At 68.0% G+C, this 18245-nt stretch carries 20 protein-coding genes; 9 read left to right on the forward strand and 11 right to left on the reverse strand.

Annotated features, from left to right (window positions below; all coding sequences use genetic code 11):
- Positions 1-6 precede the first annotated feature (6 nt).
- The 4 genes from trmB to ABSH63_RS12160 all read left to right on the forward strand — a co-directional run bounded on the left by trmB (position 7) and on the right by ABSH63_RS12160 (position 2979).
- Positions 7-732, forward strand: a complete 726-nt coding sequence (trmB, locus tag ABSH63_RS12145; protein WP_352890174.1) for a tRNA (guanosine(46)-N7)-methyltransferase TrmB — start codon at positions 7-9, stop codon at positions 730-732.
- Between the two features lie 84 nt (positions 733-816).
- Positions 817-1704: a phosphoribulokinase gene (locus ABSH63_RS12150; RefSeq protein WP_352890104.1), complete on the forward strand. Its 888-nt coding sequence runs from the start codon at positions 817-819 to the stop codon at positions 1702-1704.
- 314 nt (positions 1705-2018) lie between these two features.
- Positions 2019-2324, forward strand: coding sequence for a DUF6763 family protein (locus ABSH63_RS12155; protein ID WP_352890105.1), 306 nt, complete (start codon positions 2019-2021; stop codon positions 2322-2324).
- Between the two features lie 13 nt (positions 2325-2337).
- Positions 2338-2979, forward strand: coding sequence for a GNAT family N-acetyltransferase (locus ABSH63_RS12160; RefSeq protein ID WP_352890107.1), 642 nt, complete (start codon positions 2338-2340; stop codon positions 2977-2979).
- Here the strand turns inward: ABSH63_RS12160 and ABSH63_RS12165 are convergent.
- Positions 2942-4306, reverse strand: coding sequence for an AmpG family muropeptide MFS transporter (locus tag ABSH63_RS12165; protein ID WP_352890109.1), 1365 nt, complete (start codon positions 4304-4306; stop codon positions 2942-2944). The two genes, ABSH63_RS12160 and ABSH63_RS12165, sit on opposite strands and share 38 nt — an antisense overlap.
- Positions 4296-5075 (reverse strand): exodeoxyribonuclease III, encoded by a 780-nt coding sequence (locus ABSH63_RS12170; protein WP_352890111.1) that lies wholly within the window; start codon positions 5073-5075, stop codon positions 4296-4298. Before ABSH63_RS12170 ends, ABSH63_RS12165 begins: the two co-directional genes overlap by 11 nt.
- 74 nt (positions 5076-5149) lie before the next feature.
- On the opposite strand from ABSH63_RS12170, the gene pyrE reads away from it, so the two are divergent.
- Positions 5150-5803, forward strand: a complete 654-nt coding sequence (gene pyrE, locus ABSH63_RS12175) for an orotate phosphoribosyltransferase (RefSeq protein WP_352890113.1) — start codon at positions 5150-5152, stop codon at positions 5801-5803.
- A 28-nt stretch (positions 5804-5831) separates the two neighbouring features.
- Positions 5832-6515 carry a hypothetical protein gene (locus ABSH63_RS12180; protein ID WP_352890115.1) on the forward strand — a complete coding sequence of 228 codons (684 nt, stop codon included), beginning with the start codon at positions 5832-5834 and terminating at the stop codon, positions 6513-6515.
- Between the two features lie 10 nt (positions 6516-6525).
- On the opposite strand, the gene argB is transcribed toward ABSH63_RS12180, so the two are convergent.
- The 3 genes from argB to coaBC are packed head-to-tail and all read right to left on the reverse strand — an operon-like array spanning position 6526 to position 9073.
- A complete protein-coding gene (argB, locus tag ABSH63_RS12185) occupies positions 6526-7389 on the reverse strand; it encodes an acetylglutamate kinase (RefSeq protein WP_352890117.1) in 864 nt (287 codons plus the stop codon).
- 2 nt (positions 7390-7391) lie between these two features.
- A complete protein-coding gene (gene dut / locus ABSH63_RS12190; protein ID WP_352890119.1) occupies positions 7392-7850 on the reverse strand; it encodes a dUTP diphosphatase in 459 nt (152 codons plus the stop codon).
- A complete protein-coding gene (gene coaBC / locus ABSH63_RS12195; protein ID WP_352890121.1) occupies positions 7847-9073 on the reverse strand; it encodes a bifunctional phosphopantothenoylcysteine decarboxylase/phosphopantothenate--cysteine ligase CoaBC in 1227 nt (408 codons plus the stop codon). Before coaBC ends, dut begins: the two co-directional genes overlap by 4 nt.
- A 71-nt stretch (positions 9074-9144) precedes the next feature.
- Here coaBC and radC point away from each other — a divergent pair, with 71 nt between their 5' ends.
- Positions 9145-9819, forward strand: coding sequence for a RadC family protein (gene radC, locus ABSH63_RS12200; RefSeq protein ID WP_352890123.1), 675 nt, complete (start codon positions 9145-9147; stop codon positions 9817-9819).
- Positions 9820-9887: 68 nt separating this feature from the next.
- On the opposite strand, the gene ABSH63_RS12205 is transcribed toward radC, so the two are convergent.
- The 5 genes from ABSH63_RS12205 to ABSH63_RS12225 form a co-directional block, all read right to left on the reverse strand.
- Positions 9888-10679, reverse strand: coding sequence for an SDR family oxidoreductase (locus tag ABSH63_RS12205; RefSeq protein ID WP_352890125.1), 792 nt, complete (start codon positions 10677-10679; stop codon positions 9888-9890).
- Positions 10680-10711: 32 nt separating this feature from the next.
- On the reverse strand, positions 10712-11875 hold the full coding sequence (locus ABSH63_RS12210) for a sulfotransferase family protein (RefSeq protein ID WP_352890127.1): 1164 nt from the start codon (positions 11873-11875) through the stop codon (positions 10712-10714).
- Complete coding sequence (locus ABSH63_RS12215; protein WP_352890175.1) at positions 11872-12960, reverse strand: DUF1214 domain-containing protein; 1089 nt, start codon at positions 12958-12960, stop codon at positions 11872-11874. The genes ABSH63_RS12210 and ABSH63_RS12215 overlap by 4 nt, the downstream gene beginning before the upstream one ends.
- Before the next feature lie 284 nt (positions 12961-13244).
- Entirely contained in the window at positions 13245-14183 is a 939-nt protein-coding gene (locus ABSH63_RS12220) for a response regulator (RefSeq protein WP_352890129.1), read from the reverse strand.
- Between the two features lie 14 nt (positions 14184-14197).
- Positions 14198-16051, reverse strand: coding sequence for a DAHL domain-containing protein (locus ABSH63_RS12225; protein WP_352890131.1), 1854 nt, complete (start codon positions 16049-16051; stop codon positions 14198-14200).
- Between the two features lie 225 nt (positions 16052-16276).
- Between ABSH63_RS12225 and ABSH63_RS12230 the strand changes: the two genes are divergently transcribed.
- The gene (locus tag ABSH63_RS12230; protein ID WP_352890133.1) at positions 16277-16774 is read left to right on the forward strand and encodes a nuclear transport factor 2 family protein; all 498 of its coding nucleotides are present in this window, start codon (positions 16277-16279) and stop codon (positions 16772-16774) included.
- 111 nt (positions 16775-16885) lie between these two features.
- Positions 16886-17482 carry a TIGR00645 family protein gene (locus tag ABSH63_RS12235; protein WP_352890135.1) on the forward strand — a complete coding sequence of 199 codons (597 nt, stop codon included), beginning with the start codon at positions 16886-16888 and terminating at the stop codon, positions 17480-17482.
- A 103-nt stretch (positions 17483-17585) separates the two neighbouring features.
- Here ABSH63_RS12235 and ABSH63_RS12240 read toward each other — a convergent pair whose 3' ends face one another.
- The gene (locus tag ABSH63_RS12240) at positions 17586-18239 is read right to left on the reverse strand and encodes a hypothetical protein (protein WP_352890137.1); all 654 of its coding nucleotides are present in this window, start codon (positions 18237-18239) and stop codon (positions 17586-17588) included.
- Positions 18240-18245: the final 6 nt, after the last annotated feature.

Below are 18245 nucleotides of genomic sequence, written 5' to 3' on the forward strand. Positions count from 1 at the left end.
GTGGACGTGGATTCGGTGCCGGGCGCGCGCGAGGGTACGGGCGTGGACGCAGCGGTGCAGGGGCGCCGCCCGGTGCGCTCCTTCGTTCGCCGCCAGGGCCGGCTGACGGTGGCGCAGCGGCGTGCGCTCGACGAGCTGTGGCCGCTCTACGGGGTGACGCCCACCGGCGCGGCGCTCGATCTGCCGGCGCTGTTCGGGCGTCGCGCGCCGGTGGTGTTCGAGATCGGCTTCGGCATGGGCGATTATCTGATCGGCCGTGCCACGAGCGAGCCGCAGCACGACTTCTTCGGCGTCGAAGTCCACCGCCCCGGTGTCGGGCGCGTGCTGCATCGAGCCCACGCGGCCGGCTGCCGCAATCTGCGCGTGGCCTGCGTCGATGCGGTCGAGGTGTTGCGCGACTCCCTGGCGCCGGAGAGTCTGGACGAGATCGTGATCCAGTTCCCCGACCCCTGGCACAAGAAGCGGCATCACAAGCGCCGGCTGATCCAGCCGGCGTTCGCCTCGCTCGCGGCCTCGCGCTTGAAGCGTGGCGGCCTGTTGTCGCTCTCGACCGACTGGGCCGAGTACGCCGAGCACATGCGCGCGGTGCTTAACGCCGAGCCGGCCCTGCGTAACGAGGCGGCCGATGGCGGTTTCGTGCCGCGTCCACCGACACGGCTGCGCACCAAGTTCGAGCAGCGCGGCGAGCGTCTCGGCCACGCCGTCTTCGATCTGGCCTACCGGCGGCGCTGAGGCACGCCGCGCGGACATTCCGCCGCAACGCAGACTCCGCTACCCTCGATCATCCTGGGATGTCGTCCCGGTATCCATGACCCCATGTCCGTCCTTCATCCCATCGTCGGAATCACCGGTTCGAGCGGCGCCGGCACCAGCACGGCGGTGAAGGCGTTCAGGCGCATCTTCGAGCAGTTGCAGGTGAAGGCAGCCTTCGTGGAGGGCGATGCCTTTCATGCCTACGACCGTGAACAGTTGCGCCGCACGCTGGAGCGGGCGCGTATCCGCGGCGAGAACTTCTCGCTGTTCGGGCCCAGCGGCAACCTGCTCGAACGGCTGGAGCAGCTGTTGCGCGAGTACGGCGACAACGGTACCGGCACGATCCGTCACTACCTGCACCTCGCCGCCGAAGCCGAGGCGGCCGGCCAGCCGGTCGGCACGTTCACGCCGTGGGAGCGACTGCCCGAGGGCACGGACCTGCTGTTCTACGAAGGGCTGCACGGCGGCTATGTCGGCGAGGACGTCAACATCGCGCGGCACATGGACCTGCTGATCGGGGTCGTGCCGGTGATCAATCTCGAATGGATCCAGAAGATCCGCCGCGACACGTCCGAGCGCGGCTATCAGGCCGAGGAGGTGCGCCGCACGATCCTGCGGCGTATGCCCGATTACGTCGACCACATCGTGCCGCAGTACTCGCGCACCGACGTCAACTTCCAGCGCGTGCCGCTGGTCGATACCAGCAATCCGCTCGAAGTGCGCGAGATTCCGCGCCCCGAGGAGAGTCTGGTCGTGATCCACTTCAACGAGCGCTCGCGCGTGCGCGCGGATTTCGATCTTTTGCTGTCGGAGCTGCCCGGCGCGTTCCAGTCGAACGCGCAGACGGTGGTCGTACCCGGTCTGCAGCAGGAGCGCGCGCTGGAGCTCATCGTCAAGCCGGCGATCGCCGAGCTGCTCGCGCGCCGCGACGCTGCGCGCTCGGCCGCCTGAGCCCGGTCGCGGCGACGGACGCTCGGCACCGGCGGGCCCAAGCTTGGGGGGCGTCGCGCCGAGACCGTCGGACGGGATACTGCGCAAAATCGAGCGGATCCATGCGCATCACACCCATCCCGCCCCATCCCGTCCCTGATCGCCGCCGAGTGGAGACAATTTGTCCGCATCCTCAGTGGTTTGCCGACGAACGGTCGGCGCGCGGCTTGATGCCCAGGGCCGAAGGGGCGTAGAACTTCGGTGCGCCGCGCGAGCAAATCCCCCGTCGGCCGCGGCACGGCCGGCCTCGACAGGTGGCGCGGGAGGTCAGTGAGATGGCGGAATGGCTCAGCGATCTGGCCGTCGGGCAGTGGTTCAAGGCCGACGGCGAGCCTTTCGAGATCGTCGGCGTCGATCCCAAGGCCGAGATTGTGCTGGTGCAGCATTACGACGGCACGCTCGAAGAGTTCGATTTCGACACCTGGATCGAGCTCGCCGCGCAGGCCTGCGCGCCGCCCGAGGACTACAGCGGCGCACTCGACATCGAGCGCGAGGATTACGGTTTCGAGCGCGACGATGGCGTGCCGCAGCCGGGCCGTTGGGACAATCCGTTGGATCGGATCGACCTCAACCGGCTGTAGGCCAGGATCGCCCATGCTCAGCGCCTTTCGCACGCCGCGGCTGCCGGCCGCATTCAAGTACACGCTCGACGATGGTCTGCCGATCTTCGTGCGTCCGATCCGCAATGAGGACGCGCCGCGTCTACGCGAGGGTTTCCGCCGCATGACCCGGCTCGCGCGCCGGCGCCGGCTGCCGGGCATCGACGACGACGCGGCCGAGCTGTCCGACGAGCTGCTGCAGCGGCTGCTCGGCGCCGACGGCCGCAACCACGTCGCCTGGGGCGCGATGAACCTCGAAAAGCCGGAGGAGCCCGGCATCGGCGTGGCGCGCTACATCCGCATCAACGGCGAGCCGGACGCCGCCGACGTCGCCATCGTCATCACCGACGAGTACCAGGGGCGCGGCGCCGGTTTCGTGCTGCAGGCCTGCTTGCACCTGTGCGCGCATGCCAACGGCATTCGCACCTTCTATTACGACGTGGCGAGCGACAACGAGCGCATCATCCGCCACCTGAAACTGCTCGGTGCGCGTCACGCCGGCCGTGCCGACAACATCGACCGGCTCCGGCTGCCGGTCTATCACCGAGCCTGGGACGTGCCCGACGACAATCACATCGCGCGGCGTTTCGCCGAGGTGTTCAAGCGTCTGCAGCGCGTGGAGGCAGTCGCCGCGTGAGCCAGACCAGCAGCAACAGCGACGGAATGCCCAGCGCCGAGGTGTAGAGGAAGAACACGACGTAGCCGGCGCTGTCGACGACCCAGCCGGATGCGCCCATCAGCAGCTTGCCCGGCAGCGAGAACAGCGACGAGAACAGCGCGTACTGTGTCGCCGTGTACGCGGTGTTGGTGAGTCCGGACAGATAGGCGATGAATGCGGTGCCGGCGAAGTTGTAGGCAAAGTTGTCGGCACTGACCACGAGGCCCAGGCCGAGCAGGCTCGGCTCGTCGGTGAAAGCCAGTGTCGCGAACGCGAGATTCGACAGGATCACGAGCACGCCGCCGACGATCAGCGCGCGCACGACGCCGAGCCTGGCCACGCCGAAACCGCCGACGATCACGCCGATGATCGACGCGAACACGCCGTAACCCTTGGCGACGATGGCAATCTGTTGCAGCGTGTAGCCGACGTCTAGATAGAACGGATTGGCCATCACGCCCATCGTGTAGTCGGTCAGGCGGAAGGTGCCGACGAAGGCGAGGATGAGCAGTGCCGTCGTCGTGCCGTTGCGGGCGAAGAAATCGACCAACGGACAGACCACGGCGCCAATGAGCCAGCCGCCGGCGCTGCGCAGCGGCCGCGGCCAGTGTGCACGGGCTTCGAGAAAGTCGATCACGCGCTGCTCGCGTAGCGCGGTGTCGCGGCTGACTTCGACCTTGGGCTCCGGTACCAGCAGCGTCGTGACGATGCCGATGCCGACCAGCGCCGCCATCACCGTGTATGAGGTCCGCCAGCCGTGTTCGCCGGCGAGCCAGAGTGCACCCGCGGTCGCCGCGAGCAGGGCGATGCGATAGCCGAGCTGATAGGCCGCGGCCATGGTGCCCTGCATCGACAGCGGTGCCGATTCGATGCGCCAGGCGTCGATGGCGATATCCTGCGTCGCGCTGGCAAACGCCACGCAGACCGCGAGCAAGGCCAGCGCCGCGAGCCGCGTCGCCGGATCGCCGTGCGCCATCGCCGACAGGCCCGTGACCAGCGCGAGCTGCGCGCTCAGCATCCAGCTGCGGCGGCGGCCGAGCCAGCGCGTCAAAAGCGGAATCGGCGCGCGATCGACGATCGGCGCCCACAGCAGCTTAAACGAGTAGGCCAGGCCCACCCATGACAAAAGACCGATCGTCGTGCGGTCGATGCCGGCCTCGCGCAGCCAGGCCGACAGCGTGCTGAACACGAGCAGGAACGGCAGGCCGGCGGAAAAACCGAGAAACAGCATCGCCAGCGGCTTGGGCTGCGCGTACAGCCGCAGCGAGGCGAGCCAGCCGCGCGCGGCCGCCGCCTCAGTCGGCATAGTCGATCGTCAGCGGTGCGTGATCGGAAAAGCGCTCGGCCTTGTAGACCGTAGCGGCCCTCGGCTTCATGCCCGGCGTGATCATCTGATAGTCGATGCGCCAACCGACGTTGTTGGCCCAGGCCTGGCCGCGGTTCGACCACCAGGTGTAGGCCTCGCCCTCGGCGTCCGGGTAGAGGTGCCGGTAGGCGTCGATCCAGCCGCCGGCCGGCGCCGGACCGAGCACGACATCGAGCCAGGCGCGCTCGTGCGGCAGAAAGCCGGAGTTCTTCTGGTTGGAGCGCCAGTTCTTCAGGTCGATGTTGCGATGGGCGATGTTCCAGTCGCCGCAGACCACGTATTCGCGGCCGCTGGCGCGCCACTCGCGCAGCTTGGGCAGGAAGAACGCAAGGAAGCGGTCCTTGCTGGCCTGGCGCTCCGGTCCGGCCGACCCGGACGGCACGTACAGCGAGACCACCGACAGCGTGCCGAAGCGGAATTCGAGATAGCGCCCCTCGGCGTCGAACTCGTCGTTGCCGAGCGTGTCGAGCACCGCGTCCGGCTTGCGCCGCGCGTAGATCGCCACGCCGGCGTAGCCTTTTTTTTGCGCATCGCGCATCTGTACGTGCCAGCCGTCGGGGAAGAACGGCGCGTCCTCACCCAGATCGCCGCGCTGGGCCTTGGTTTCCTGCAGGCACAGCACGTCGGCGTTCTGCTGCGCTAGCCAGTCGAACAGGCCCTTGCGCGCAGCCGAGCGGATGCCGTTGCAGTTGAGCGAGATGATGCGCATGCGGATGGGAGCGGCAGGCAAGTGGGCGCGATTGCGGCGACAATTCTGCCCGAATCCCACCGGGCACATGCCGCATGCAGTCCTACCAGTCCGCCTTCCTCGAACTGGCGCTCGCCCATCAGGTGCTCACCTTCGGCGAGTTCACGCTCAAGTCCGGACGCGTGAGTCCGTACTTCTTCAATCTCGGCCGCATCTCAAGCGGCGCCGCGATGCGCCGGCTCGGCGAGGCCTACGCGCAGGCGCTGAATGCATCGGGCGTGGCCTACGACATGCTGTTCGGCCCGGCGTACAAGGGCATCCCGCTGGTCACCGCGGTGGCCGCTGCGCTGGCTGACCCGGCCATCGGCGCTCGCGACGTGCCGTTCGCGTACAACCGCAAGGAGGCCAAGGACCACGGCGAGGGCGGCAGTCTGGTCGGTGCGCCGCCCAAAGGGCGTGTCGTCATCGTCGACGACGTGCTCACCGCCGGCACCGCGCTGCGCGAGGCCGTGGCGCTGCTGCGCGCCGCCGGCGCCGAACCGGTCGCCGCGGTCATTGCCCTCGATCGGCAGGAGAAAGGGTCGAGCGGGCGCTCGGCGGTACAGGAGATGGAGCACGACACCGGGATCCGCGTGATTCCACTGGTCACGGTCGACGCCATGCTCGAATACCTCGCCGGCGGCGCGGTGCCGGCGGCCACGGTCGAAGCCGTGCGCGCATATCAGGCGCGGTACGGCGTTTGGGCATAATGCGGGTCTACGCTGCGGAGCGTCCGCGATGTTCCGAAAGTCCTTACGACGGCTGGGGCTGGCGGTGCTGATCGGCGGTATGCCGATGCTTTCGGCACAGGCTGCGGGCAGCATCGTCTGCTGGACGGACGAAAACGGCCGCCGCGCCTGCGGCGATCGCGTGCCGCCGCAGTATGCGAGCCAGGAACGCAAGGTCTATGACGCCTCGGGTCGGCTGATCGAGACCCTGCCAAGGCAGAAAACGCCCGAGGAGATCGAGGCCGAGCAGCGCCGCGCAGCCATGCTCGAAGAGCGGCGGCGTCGTGCCGAGGAGCAGGCGGCGTACGACCGCTACCTGCTGACCACGTTCACTGATCTTGAGGAGCTGCAGCGCAGCCGCAGAGCTCAGCTCGAGCAGCTCGACAGCCGGCTCGAGCGCGCGCGCGTAACACTGCGCGAGAACCGCCGCGGCGTCGAGCAGCTCAAGGCCCAGATCGCCGACTTCGAGGCGGCCGGGCGCAAGGTGCCGGTAAGGCTGACCAACGAGCTGGCAACCTTCGAGAAGGCCGTGATCGACAGCGCTGCCGCGGTCGAGAGCCTGCGCGCCGAGCGCGAGGCGGCGCAGCAAAAGTTCGAGCAGGACGTCGAGCGTTACCGCATCCTCAAAGGACTGGAGACGCCGGCGGCAGACGCATCCGGCGAATCCGCGGATACGGGCAGCACGCCCGAATAAAGGGCGCTTCTCAGCCGCGGATCAGCGTGCCGATACCCTCGTCGGTGAACAGCTCCAGCAGCACCGAGTGGGTGATGCGGCCGTCGATGATGTGCGCGGACTTCACGCCGCTGTTCACTGCATCGAGCGCGCAGCGGATCTTCGGCAGCATGCCGCCGTGAATCGTGCCGTCATCGATCAGTGACTCGACCTGCTGCACCGACAGCCCGGTCAGCACCTTGCCTTGCTTGTCGAGCACGCCCTGGGTGTTGGTCAGCAGCATCAGCTTCTCGGCCTGCAGCACCGCGGCGAGCTTGCCGGCGGCGACGTCGGCGTTGATGTTGAAAGCCTCGCCGTGTTCGCCGACGCCGACCGGTGCGATCACCGGAATGAAGCCGCCGGCTTCGAGGTGATTGACCACGCGTGGATCGATGCTCTGGATCTCCCCCACCTGGCCGATGTCCTGACCCTTGATCAACAGCTTGCGCGCACGGATCAGGCCGCCGTCCTTGCCGGTGAGGCCGACGGCACGCCCGCCCTGCTGGTTGAGCGCGCTGACCACGGCCTTGTTGACGAGGCCGCCGAGCATCATCTCGACGACGTCCATCGTCTCTTCGTCGGTCACGCGCATGCCCTCGATGAACTCGGACTTCTTGCCGAGCCGTTCGAGATGCGAGCCGATCTGCGGGCCGCCGCCGTGGACGACCACCGGATTGATGCCGACCAGCTTCATCAGCACGATGTCGCGGGCGAACGACGCGATCATGTCGTCGTCCTTCATCGCGTTGCCGCCGTACTTGATCACCATGGTCTTGCCGGCGAATCGGCGGATGTACGGCAACGCCTCGGTGAGGACGCGGGCGATGGTCTGCGCGGATGCAAGGTCGATGGTCATGGTCAATGCGTGCCCGTGCTGCCGAAGCCGCCGGCGCCGCGGGCGCTGGCGTCGAAGGTCTGGACGATCTCGAACGCAGCCTGCACCACCGGCACCAGCACGAGCTGGGCGATGCGCTCGCCGGGCTCGATCGTGAACGCCGCCTGGCCACGATTCCAGCAAGAGATCATGAGCTCGCCCTGGTAGTCGGAGTCGATCAAGCCGACGAGATTGCCGAGCACGATGCCGTGCTTATGGCCCAGGCCCGAGCGCGGCAGGATCATCGCGGCCAGATTTGGATCGCCGATGTGGATTGCAAGACCAGTCTTGATCAGCGCGCTGGCGCCCGGTGCCAGCGTCAGCGGCGCGTCGAGCACCGCGCGCAGGTCGAGGCCGGCGGCGCCGTCGGTGGCATAGGCCGGCAGCGGCAGGTCACGGCCGATGCGCGGGTCGAGAATCTTCAGCTGGACGTTCTTCTTCACGGTTGCTGTGCAGTCCTTGACTGGTAGCGCTCGGCGATCAGTGCGGCCAGTTCGCGTGCCAGCTCGGTTTTCGGTGCCTGCGCCAGTGCGCGTTCCCCGCCGGGCCAGAACACCTGCAGCGCGTTGTCGTCGCGATCGAAGGCCTGGCCGTCGCCGACCCAGTTGGCGGCGATCAGGTCGAGCTTCTTGCGCGCGAGCTTCTCGCGCGCGTGATCGGCGAGCTTTTCGGTCTCGGCGGCAAAGCCGACGATGAACAGCTGCGGTTGCGCTGCGCGCAGTTCGGCGAGGATGTCCGGGTTTTTCACCAGTGTGAGCTGTACGGCGTCGTCGCGCTTCTTGATCTTGTGCTCGGCGACGGCCTCGACGCGGTAGTCGGCCACCGCGGCGGTGCCGACCAGCATCTGCGCATCGGCGGCGGCGCGCTGGGTCGCATCCAGCATCTGCGCCGCGGTCTCGACGTCGATGCGCGCGACGCCGGCGGGCGTCGCCAGCGCTGTCGGTCCGCTGACCAGCACGACCTCGGCGCCGAGCGCGCGCAGCGCTGCGGCGAGCGCGTAGCCCATCTTGCCGGACGAGCGGTTGGTGATGAAGCGCACCGGATCGATCGGCTCGCGTGTCGGCCCCGCGGTGACCACCGCCTTGACGCCTTGGAGCGCGCCGCCGGCGCGAAGCAGCGTCGCCACCGCGTCGCGGATCTGCAGCGGCTCCCACATGCGGCCGTCGCCGGTCTCGCCGCAGGCCTGGCTGCCGCTGCCGGGGCCGAGCACCTGCACGCCGCGCGCCTTGAGCACGCGCAGATTGTCCTGCGTCGCCGGATGGGCCCACATCAGGCGGTTCATCGCCGGGGCGAGCGCGATCGGGCGGTCGGTGGCCAGACAAAGCGTCGTCAAGAGATCATCGGCCCGGCCGTGGGCGAGCCGCGCAATGGTGTCGGCGCTCGCCGGGGCGATCAGCACCAGATCCGGCCAGCGTGCGAGCTCGATATGCCCCATCGCCGCCTCGGCGGCGGCATCCCACAGCGAGTCGCGCACCGCTCGCCCGGACAGGGCTTGGAAGGTCTGCGCGCCGACGAAGCGCTGCGCCGCGGCCGTCATCACCACCTGCACCTCGGCACCGGCTTCTTTGAGCCGGCGCACCAGATCGGCGGCCTTGTAGGCGGCGATGCCACCTGTGACGCCGAGCACAACGCGGCGTCCGTCCAGGCTTGCGAGCGGGTTTTGCATCGCATCATTCTAGCCGCGGGACGCCGCAGGCAGCGCATGCGGTCGCACGAAAATCACGAAAGGGAAGGGGCATGGCCATCACCGACTGGCCCGAGCACGAGCGGCCGCGCGAAAAGCTGCTGACCATGGGACCCTCCGCGCTCAGCGATGCCGAGCTGCTGGCGATCTTCCTGCGCACCGGCGTGCGCGGCATGACCGCCGTCGATCTGGCCCGCGATCTGGTACGCCGCTTCGGCAGCCTGCGTGCGCTGCTCGCCGCCTCGCGCGAGGAGTTCTGCGTGACCAAGGGTCTGGGCGAGGCCAAGTACGTGCAACTGCAGGCGGTGATGGAGATGGCGCGCCGGCATTTGTCGGAAACCCTGACGCGCGGCGATGCGCTGGCGAGCCCGCAGGCGGCGTCCGAGTACCTGCGCGCCCAGCTTCGCGACCGCGACCACGAGGTGTTCGCCGTGTTGTTCCTCGACAGCCAGCACCGCGTGCTTGCTTACGAAGAACTCGCGCGCGGCACCGTGGATGGTGCGGCGGTCTATCCGCGCGAGGTGGTCAAGGCGGCGCTGCGCCGCAACGCCGCCGCCGTGATTCTCGCGCACAACCATCCCAGCGGCATCGCCGAGCCCAGCGCGGCGGATCGCGCGCTGACCGAGCGCTTGCGTCAGGCGCTGGGCACGATCGACGTGCGCGTGCTCGATCACCTCGTCGTCGGCGACGGCGCGCCGGTGAGTTTTGCCGAGCGCGGCTGGATCTGAGAAGCCCGCGCGGCGTCCGTGACGACGCCGCGAGAGCGCCGAGCCGGCGCGCTGCGGTCGCCGACGGATCAGGGCATGTAGGCGCCGCCGTTGGCGTCCAGCGCCGCGCCGGTGACCGCGCTAGCGTAGTCGGAGACGAGGAACAGCGCGGCGCGCGCGCATTCGTCATCGGTGGGGATGCGGTTGAGCGGGATGGTGCGCGCGATCTTCTGTTTGAGCGCGTCCACCGTGGTGTTCTGCTCTTTGGCCTGCCACTCGAAGTAGCCCTGCACCGGCGCCCCCCACATCCAGCCCATGTGGATGCTGTTGACGCGGATGTTGTCGGGGCCGACTTCCTTGGCGAGGTATTTCACCGAATTCGCCAGCGCCGCCTTGGATGCGGCATAGCCGGCCTCGCCCAGCGGCGGTACGACGCGCGCCGCCATGGTGTTGATCATCACGATGGCACCGCCGCCCTGCTTCTTCATCTGCGGCAGCACCGCCTGCGTGAGCCGCAGCGTGCCGATCAGGTTGGTGTCGATGACCTCGCGCCACTCGTCGAGGTTGGCGCTGGACACGTAGTCCATGTTGCCGTGGAAAAAGGCGCTGTTGACCAGCGCGTCGATACGGCCGAAGGCTTCGGTGGTGGCCGCTGCCATCGCCGCGCAGTCGGCGGGCTTGGTGATGTCGGTGACCTGCTTGAGCACCTTGCACGCCGGCGCGACCTCGGCGATGCGCTTTTCGGCATCGTCGAGCTTTGCGGCCGTGCGCGCACCGATCGCGAGCGCCTTGGCGCCCTCGCGGGCGGCCTCGATCGCGAGCTTGACGCCCAGGCCCGGGCCGATGCCGGAGATGATGAGGATCTTGTCTTTGAGCAGCATGGGAGTGTGCGAGCCTTTGGATCGTGGACGGGTCAAGTCGCGATGTGCCGCGCGCGGTACTCGGCGAACTGTTCGCGCAAGGCTTGCGGCGTCAGGCCGAATTGGCGCGCGTCGTATTCGTGTGCGGCGCGAGTGTCGCGCGCGTTGGCGTCGAGCCAGCGCCGCATCGCCGCTTCGGTCTGCGGCGTGAGAATCAGCCCGGCCCAGGCGTAGATCGCACGCACGACGTCGAGCGGTTTTCTCACCGTGTCGAGGAAATCCACGTCGAAGAACGGCGCGGGATTTTCGTCGCGCACGCGCATCACGTGGCGGAAGGCGCGTGCCATCAGCGCGCTCCATTCGCGGCCGGCCGCGGTGGGATCGACATCGTCGCTGTAGATGCGCCAGAGCGTGTCGAGGAAGCTGGCGATGGACGGGATGGTGTCGAGCGGATCGCGGTGGGTTTGGATGATCTTGGCGCCCGGGAACAGCTCCAGCACCAGATGGATGCGCAGCAGATGGTGGGGGGCCTTGAGCACCCAGCGTTCGGCGCGGATGCCGCGCTGCCGTTTCTGCCACTGCAGAAACTTGAGCATGCGCTTGAGGTAGGCATAGGCCGGGCGCTCGTCGGCCTTAGCCAGCCAGTCCATGTAGGACGGGATGCAGGCGTAGGTGTTCATCGCCGCGATGAAGGAATGCTCCATCAGCATCACTTCCTCGTCGGCCTGATCCGCATCCATCGGGTGGATGGACAGCAGCTTGGGCATGGCGTTGACCATGACCTTGACCTCGGCGCGCGCCTGCTCGATGCGCTGGCTGGGCGCGGTCAGCGACTCACCCGGAAACGGCACGGGGTAGCGCGATTCCCACCACGGCATCGAGTAGAACTGTGGGTCCTGCGCGAGCAGACGCTGCAGCAGCGTGGTGCCGGTGCGCGGCAGGCCGACGATGACCACCGGCGGGGCGATCACCTCGTCGTCGATCTCGGGATGCCGCCGGTACCAGTCCTCGATGCCGAGTCGATTGGTCAGCAGTTCCATGATCTTCTGTCGCAACAAGCCGCGACCGAAATCCGATAGCTTCGCTTCTTGTTCCAGCGCGGCGCAGAACACGCGCAGGCCCTCGCGGAACGAGGGTTCGCCGAAGTCGGACAGGCCGGTCTTCTCGCACGCCTCGGCGAGTAGCGCCTCGGGGGCGAAGCGGATGCGTTCCGTCATGCTGCGCTCCGCTGCAGTTCGGTGAATTTCACCACGCGCAGTTCCGGATCGACGTGCTGCTTCGCGCCGACCCAGCGCAGGCACATCGTGCCGCGGTCGTGTCCGGCGGTTTCGAGCCAGTTGGCGACGCCGGGATCGCGGTGCGCGAGCACCAGCGTCACGCTGCCGTCGGCGGCGCGCCGCGCGGTGTGTGCGTTGAAGTGCGCACGGTGGTAGCGGTAGTCGAGCGACTCCATCCAGTAGTTGTTGATCTGCAGATTCCAGAAGCGGCACTCGGGGATGCGCGGCAGATGAATCACCAGCGCCTCGTCATCCGCCAGCTTCCAGTACGAGTGGTGGTAGACGATGTTCGGATCGCCGCCGGCGGCCTGGCAGACCTTTTGATCGGCGAGCGGTAACTGGTTCGGGTGGGCGAGATAGGACTGCGCCCAGTCGGCGAATACGCTCGCCGTGCCGTCGACGAAGCCCGCCGCGCGCCGCAGGGCCTGGGCGATGCGCTCGGCCGACAGCGGCTGCGGCCGCGCGTCGCTGCCGCAGCGCGTGATGCTGATCGTCGCCGGGCGCTCAATCCTGCGATCGAGAAAGGTCTGGCGCACCAGCACCGCGTTGGACGAGGCCTCGATGCGCAGCCAGTTCTTCGCCTGCGGTGGACGTTCGGCCGCGACGATGATCTCGAAGCGGCCCTCGGCGTCGAGGTGTAGGTCGCGCGCGTCGAGAAAGCCGGTCGGCTCCATCTTGCCGTCGGTCTCGTAGCCGCCCTTTTGCGTGCCGATCGAAAGATACGACACCGTGCCGCGCGTGCCGCGCAGCACGTATTCGTTGGCACCGTTGATGCGCGCCATCAGATACAGATTATCCGGATTGTCGGCGCCGATCTTGGCGGTTTCATGCGAGGGCATGAAGAACATCGGGAAGTCCGGGTCTGCGCATTCGAGATGCATCTCCAGGCCGATGCGCAGCAGGCGCGTCAGATAACGCCAGCCTTCGGCACGGTCCAGCTCGCTGGCCGGCGCTTCGGGCCGCAGGATCTGCCGGCCGGCGCGCTTGAGCGTGTCGCAGAACTCCTCCCACACGCGGCCGGACATGACCTCGTCTCGTGCAGACACGGCGCCCGTCTCCTCGTCATCGTCGTGAACCTCAGACGGTAAGCGCGCGCCGACACAGGGGCTTCACCTGTTTGTAGGAGATGCCGCGGACGCGCGATCGCGTCGGCCGTCGGGCCGTCTTTGGCGTTGCGGTGCGCCGTTTGGCAGTTGCCCGGCCATCCTGGGCCGGGCGCGACGTGCAGTTGCTCGCCCTTGGCTCCCGCCGTCGCGGATTCGTCGACGCGCAGTGCGAGTGCCACCGGTACTCGCACCGACGTGCGCGCTCAAACCCAGCGTTTGACCACCGTGCGCAGGCTGCGGATGCGGTCCAGCAGCTTGGCGGCGGGCGCGACCGCCGCCGGCGGCGGCGCAGCGACGGCGTAGCGCTGGTGCAGCTCCGGGCTCTGGGCGAGGCGGTGATGCTGGCGCAGCGCCGAGCTCACCGTGATCTTGCACTGGCTGTCCTGGATCGGCTTGGTGATGAAGCGGTAGATCTGGCCCTGATTGATCAGCTCGATTGCGGTGCCGGCGTCGGCGCGGTCGGTCAGGATCACCGACACCAGTTCCGGGTGATGCTGCTTGAGCGTGCCGATCAGTCCGATCACCGGGTTCGACTGCACGCGCGTCTCGGAGATCACCACGCCGATGCGCTCGCGCTCCATGATGCTCACGGCCTCGTCCATCGTGGTGGCGCCGAAGACGCGAAAATCGCTGCCGAGGATGCTCTGGATGCGCCTGGCCACCGTAGGATCGTCATCGAGCACCAGCACGCCCGGCGCAGGGCCGATGGTGGGCGCCGGCGCATCGCCGGCGGCGGCCGCTGCGCTGGAGCGTGCGGCGGCGACCGCGCGCGCGACCGTGGTCGTCAGCTCCTCGTTGGCCCAGGGTTTGCTGACGAAGCGGAAGATCTCGCCTTCGTTGATCGAGCCGATGATCGCGTTCAGATCAGAGTAACCGGTCAGCAGGATACGCATCGCGTTCGGGTTGAGCTCGCGCGCCGCGCGCAGCAGCTCGATGCCGGTCATGCCCGGCATGCGCTGGTCGCTGACGATGACGTCCACCGGCTGCGTCTTGAGCAGTTCCAGCGCCTGTGCGCCACCTTCGGCGGTGAACACTTGATACTGAGCACGAAACAGCACGCGCATCGTCGTCAGTACACGCGGCTCGTCGTCGACGAACAGCACGCGTGCCTTGGATGCGGTGGGGGCGACGGTTTCGTTCACGGGGTGGCTCCAGCTCAGGCGGTGACGGCGACCGCGGCGGCAGCATCGCGCGTTGTGCTGTCCGTGCGCTGCCGCAGTGGCAGCTCGATGGTGAACTCGCTGCCCTTGCCTGGCGATGAGCGCACGTCGATGGTGCCACCGTGGTCTTCGATGATGCGGTAGACGATCGACAGGCCCAGGCCGGTCCCTTTGCCGACCGGCTTGGTCGTGAAGAATGGCTCGAAGATGCGCGCGCGCACCTCCTCGGTCATGCCGCAGCCGGTGTCGAGTACGCGGATCGACACGCCCTTGGCGCTCGGCATGGTGTGGATGTAGATCTTGCCTTCGCCGTCGATCGCCTGTGCCGCGTTGTTGATCAGGTTGAGGAACACCTGGTTGAGCTGCGAGGGTGAGCACTCGATCTGCGGCAGCTTGCCGTAGGCCTTGACCACCTCGATCCGATGTTTGAGCTGGTTCTGGCAGATCTTCAGCGCGGCGTCGATGCCGTCGTTGACGTCGAACAGGTCGGTGCGTGAGCGATCGACGCGCGAGAAGTCCTTGAGCGAGCCTACGAGTTCCGCGATCTGCGCAAGGCCGTGCTCGGAGTCGCCGAGTAGATTGTCGAGCTCGCCGATCAGCTCGGCGGCGTTGAGCGATTCGCCGATGTTGCGCGCCGCCGCCAGCGCGTCGGCGACCTGGGTGACGTCGGCTTCCTCGTGCGTCATCAGGTGCAGCGCCCGGGCCTGCGCGTCGACCAGGGCACGCAGGTCGCCGAGGGAGGTGCGCACGATCTCGGTGTTGCTGCGCGCGTAGCCGAGTGGCGTGTTGATCTCGTGTGCGACGCCCGCGACCATCTGGCCGAGCGAGGCCATCTTCTCGGACTGGATGAGCTGCGCCTGCGACGCTTTGAGGTCCTTGAGTGCGCGACTGAGTTCCTGCGTGCGCGCTTGCACCTGTTCTTCGAGGCGATCGTTGGCGGCGTCGAGTGCGCGCAGGCTGCGCACCAGGCGGATGCCGAGCAGGGCCAGGACCAGCAACAGGATCGCCGCGTAGGCGACCAGCCACTGGCGGTACTGGTTAGCGACGGCCACCTGCGACGCATGCCAGTCCATGTAGGCTTGTTCAAGGGCCTGTAGCAACTCGGCTGTCGGTTTGGCGAGGAAGTCGGAGACGCGGCCGACCAGTTCCTGTTTGTCGGCGATGACGTTGCCGCTCACGGTACGCAGATGGCGCGCGGCCGTGAGCGCGGCCTCGGACTGGCCGTCGACGGCTGCGGCGACGTCGTCCAGCAGTCGGCGGATGTTGGCCTCGTTGACCGGCGTCTGCACCACGCCGTAGGTCGTGACCTCGGTCTTGAGCTGTGCGAGCAGCGGCGCCAGCCGCGCGGCCGTGGCCTCGTCGACCTGTGCCAGCAGCGCGTCGGCGGCGACCGGCACCGCGTCCATGCCGGCGATCAGCAACTGATTGGTGCGGATGTTGCGGGCCTCGAAGTCGAAGGCCAGCTCGAACTTGGACTCGACGGCGTCGAGAAAGGCGTCGAGCGCGGCGTCGACGGCAGGACTCAGGCCGCGCAGACCGGCGTCGCCGTTCTCCAGTGCGTCGAGGGCGTCGCCGAGCTGCGCGGTGGTGACCGCGCGCGTGTCGGCGACGTTGACCATGGTGCTCACGCCGACCTGCGTGACCGCACGGTTGAGACCGACATCGAGCGCGTCCACCGCGCGGATGTGGTAAAGGCGCTGCAAGTGCAGCTCGTTGTCGACGGTCTGCGCCTTGCGCGCGAGAAAGACGAGCAAGCCGATCGCCGCGAGCGCCAGTATCGACGAGAGGGTGAGCAGCAGTCTGCGCAGCACGGTGCCGCGCTTGCGCCCACGCACTTCATCGGCTGCCATCGGCCATCCCCTTTGCTGTCATGTCCCCCCCGCCCCGTGTCGCCCGGCCGGTGTCGTCGTCGCGCTCCCCGGCGCACAGCTTCCGTACCCGACTGCGCAACATAGACGGTGGCTATGCGCTGAACGTCATCTGTTTGCAGTAGGTTTGGCCGGCTTCAGCCGATCGGGGGATGCCGGCTCGTCGCCCGGGCATTCAAGATGGGGCATCCCCGCTGGAGAATACCGATGAGCGCTCAGGACATCGCCGCGCGGTTGCAGGCGCTGGAGGACATCGAGGCGATCCGCCGGCTCAAGGCGCGCTACCTATTCGCCTGCGACCGCAAGGACCCGGCGGCGATGCGCGCCTGCTTCGCCAATGGCGCGGTCGACATCTTCTACGACGCGATCGGCCGCTTCGAGACAGCCGACGCGCTGGTGAAGGTCTATGTCGACGTGGGCTGTCACCCGCACATGGTCGAGATGCACCACGGCGCCAATCCGCAGATCGAGATCCTGGATGCCGAGCGCGCGCGTGGCACCTGGAGCTTGCAGTACGGGCTGATCAACACCCGCGAGAACACCCTGACCCAGCTCGCCGGCTGGTACGAGGACGGCTATCGCAAGATCGACGGCGAGTGGAAGATGGTCAAAACGCACTTCTTCAGTACTTCGCTGATGGTACTCAAGCTCGATGCCGAGGCGATCAAGGTGATGACGGCGGGCAGGCCGCCAGCCGCCGCGTGAGCCTGCGCGGGACGCGCGGCCGCGACGTCGGCGCGAGCGCCGGCCCTGCTATCATCGGCGGCCGTCGTCATCCCCACCTCCGTTGCTCGACGCTGCCGCGTCGCGTTCGCCATGTCCGAACAGAACCGAAAATCGCTCGGCCCGCTCCCGGCGCTGATCTTCTCCTCGCGCTGGCTGCAACTGCCGCTGTATCTCGGCCTGATCCTCGCGCAGGTCGTTTACGTGATCCTGTTCGGCAAGGAGCTCTGGCATCTGATCCACGAGTCGCTGGAGCTGACCGAGCAGCAGATCATGCTGATCGTGCTCGCGCTGATCGACGTGGTGATGATCTCCAACCTGCTGGTGATGGTGATCGTCGGCGGCTATGAGACCTTCGTCTCGCGCCTGGGTCTGCAGGGGCACCCGGACCAGCCCGAGTGGCTCAGCCACGTCAACGCCTCGGTGCTCAAGGTCAAGCTGGCGATGGCGATCATCGGCATCTCCTCGATCCATCTGCTCAAGACCTTCATCGAGGCCGGTACCATCGGCGCGCTGCCGCTGTGCTCGGAGGTCGCCGCCGGGGTCAAGTGCACCAACACGACCGCCGAGGGCGTCATGTGGCAGACCCTCATCCACATGGCCTTCATCGTTTCGGCGATCGGCATCGCCTGGACCGACCGCATCATGCAGGCGAGCATCACGCGCGCCAAGCACCCGAGCGGTCACTGATCGGCACCGTCGCCCTCGGATCGTCGCACGCCAGCGGCTGCAGATCCGCGGCGACGAGATGGCGCTGATGCGCGCGCGCCGGTGGCGGCCGCGCGGCCGAGTGTCAGCGGTCGCGCCGCTGCAGCTGGCGTAGCAGGCGGACTGCGCCGCCGATGATGGCGGCGATGTCGGCGTCGGCCTGCAGGGCGGCGAACGAGCCTTCGATGAAGCGCAGCCCGTCGGTGCCGAGCACACTCACGCGCACATCGCCGCAGCGCGGCGGTGGCAGACGTGCGCCGGACCAGATCGCGCGGCGGCGGCCGAAAGCGGCCCCGCGGGCGACGATGTCGCGGGCCAGGGCCTGCACCGCGGCCGGTGCGCCTTCGAACGCCAGCGCGCGACCGAAGGCGTCGAGATGGCGTACCGCGCCGTCGGCATAGGCGGCGAGCAGTTCCGGGCCCTCTGGCAGCGCGACTTCAACGACGACGCCCAGCGTGCTCGCCGGTGTGACCGGCGCGCCGCGTGCGCGCAGCAGCGCCGCCGCGAGTGCGCGGGCACGGCTGTCGGCATGCTCGGCCGTGGCCAGGGTCCGCAGCGCGCTGCTGCGCGGCGACGGCTCCATGAGCAGGCGCCATGGACCGGACAGCGGGCTCGGCTCGCGGCGTGCCAGTTCCAGGTCATCGCAGAACATCAGATTGTAGAAGCGGTCGGCCGTTGCCTCGCGGAACGGGTGATGGCACGCGGCCTCGACGGCGCGGCGAAACGGCCAGCGGATCATCGGCCG

The sequence above is a fragment of the Sinimarinibacterium thermocellulolyticum genome, from assembly GCF_040327995.1.
GTDB lineage: Bacteria > Pseudomonadota > Gammaproteobacteria > Nevskiales > Nevskiaceae > Solimonas > Solimonas thermocellulolyticum.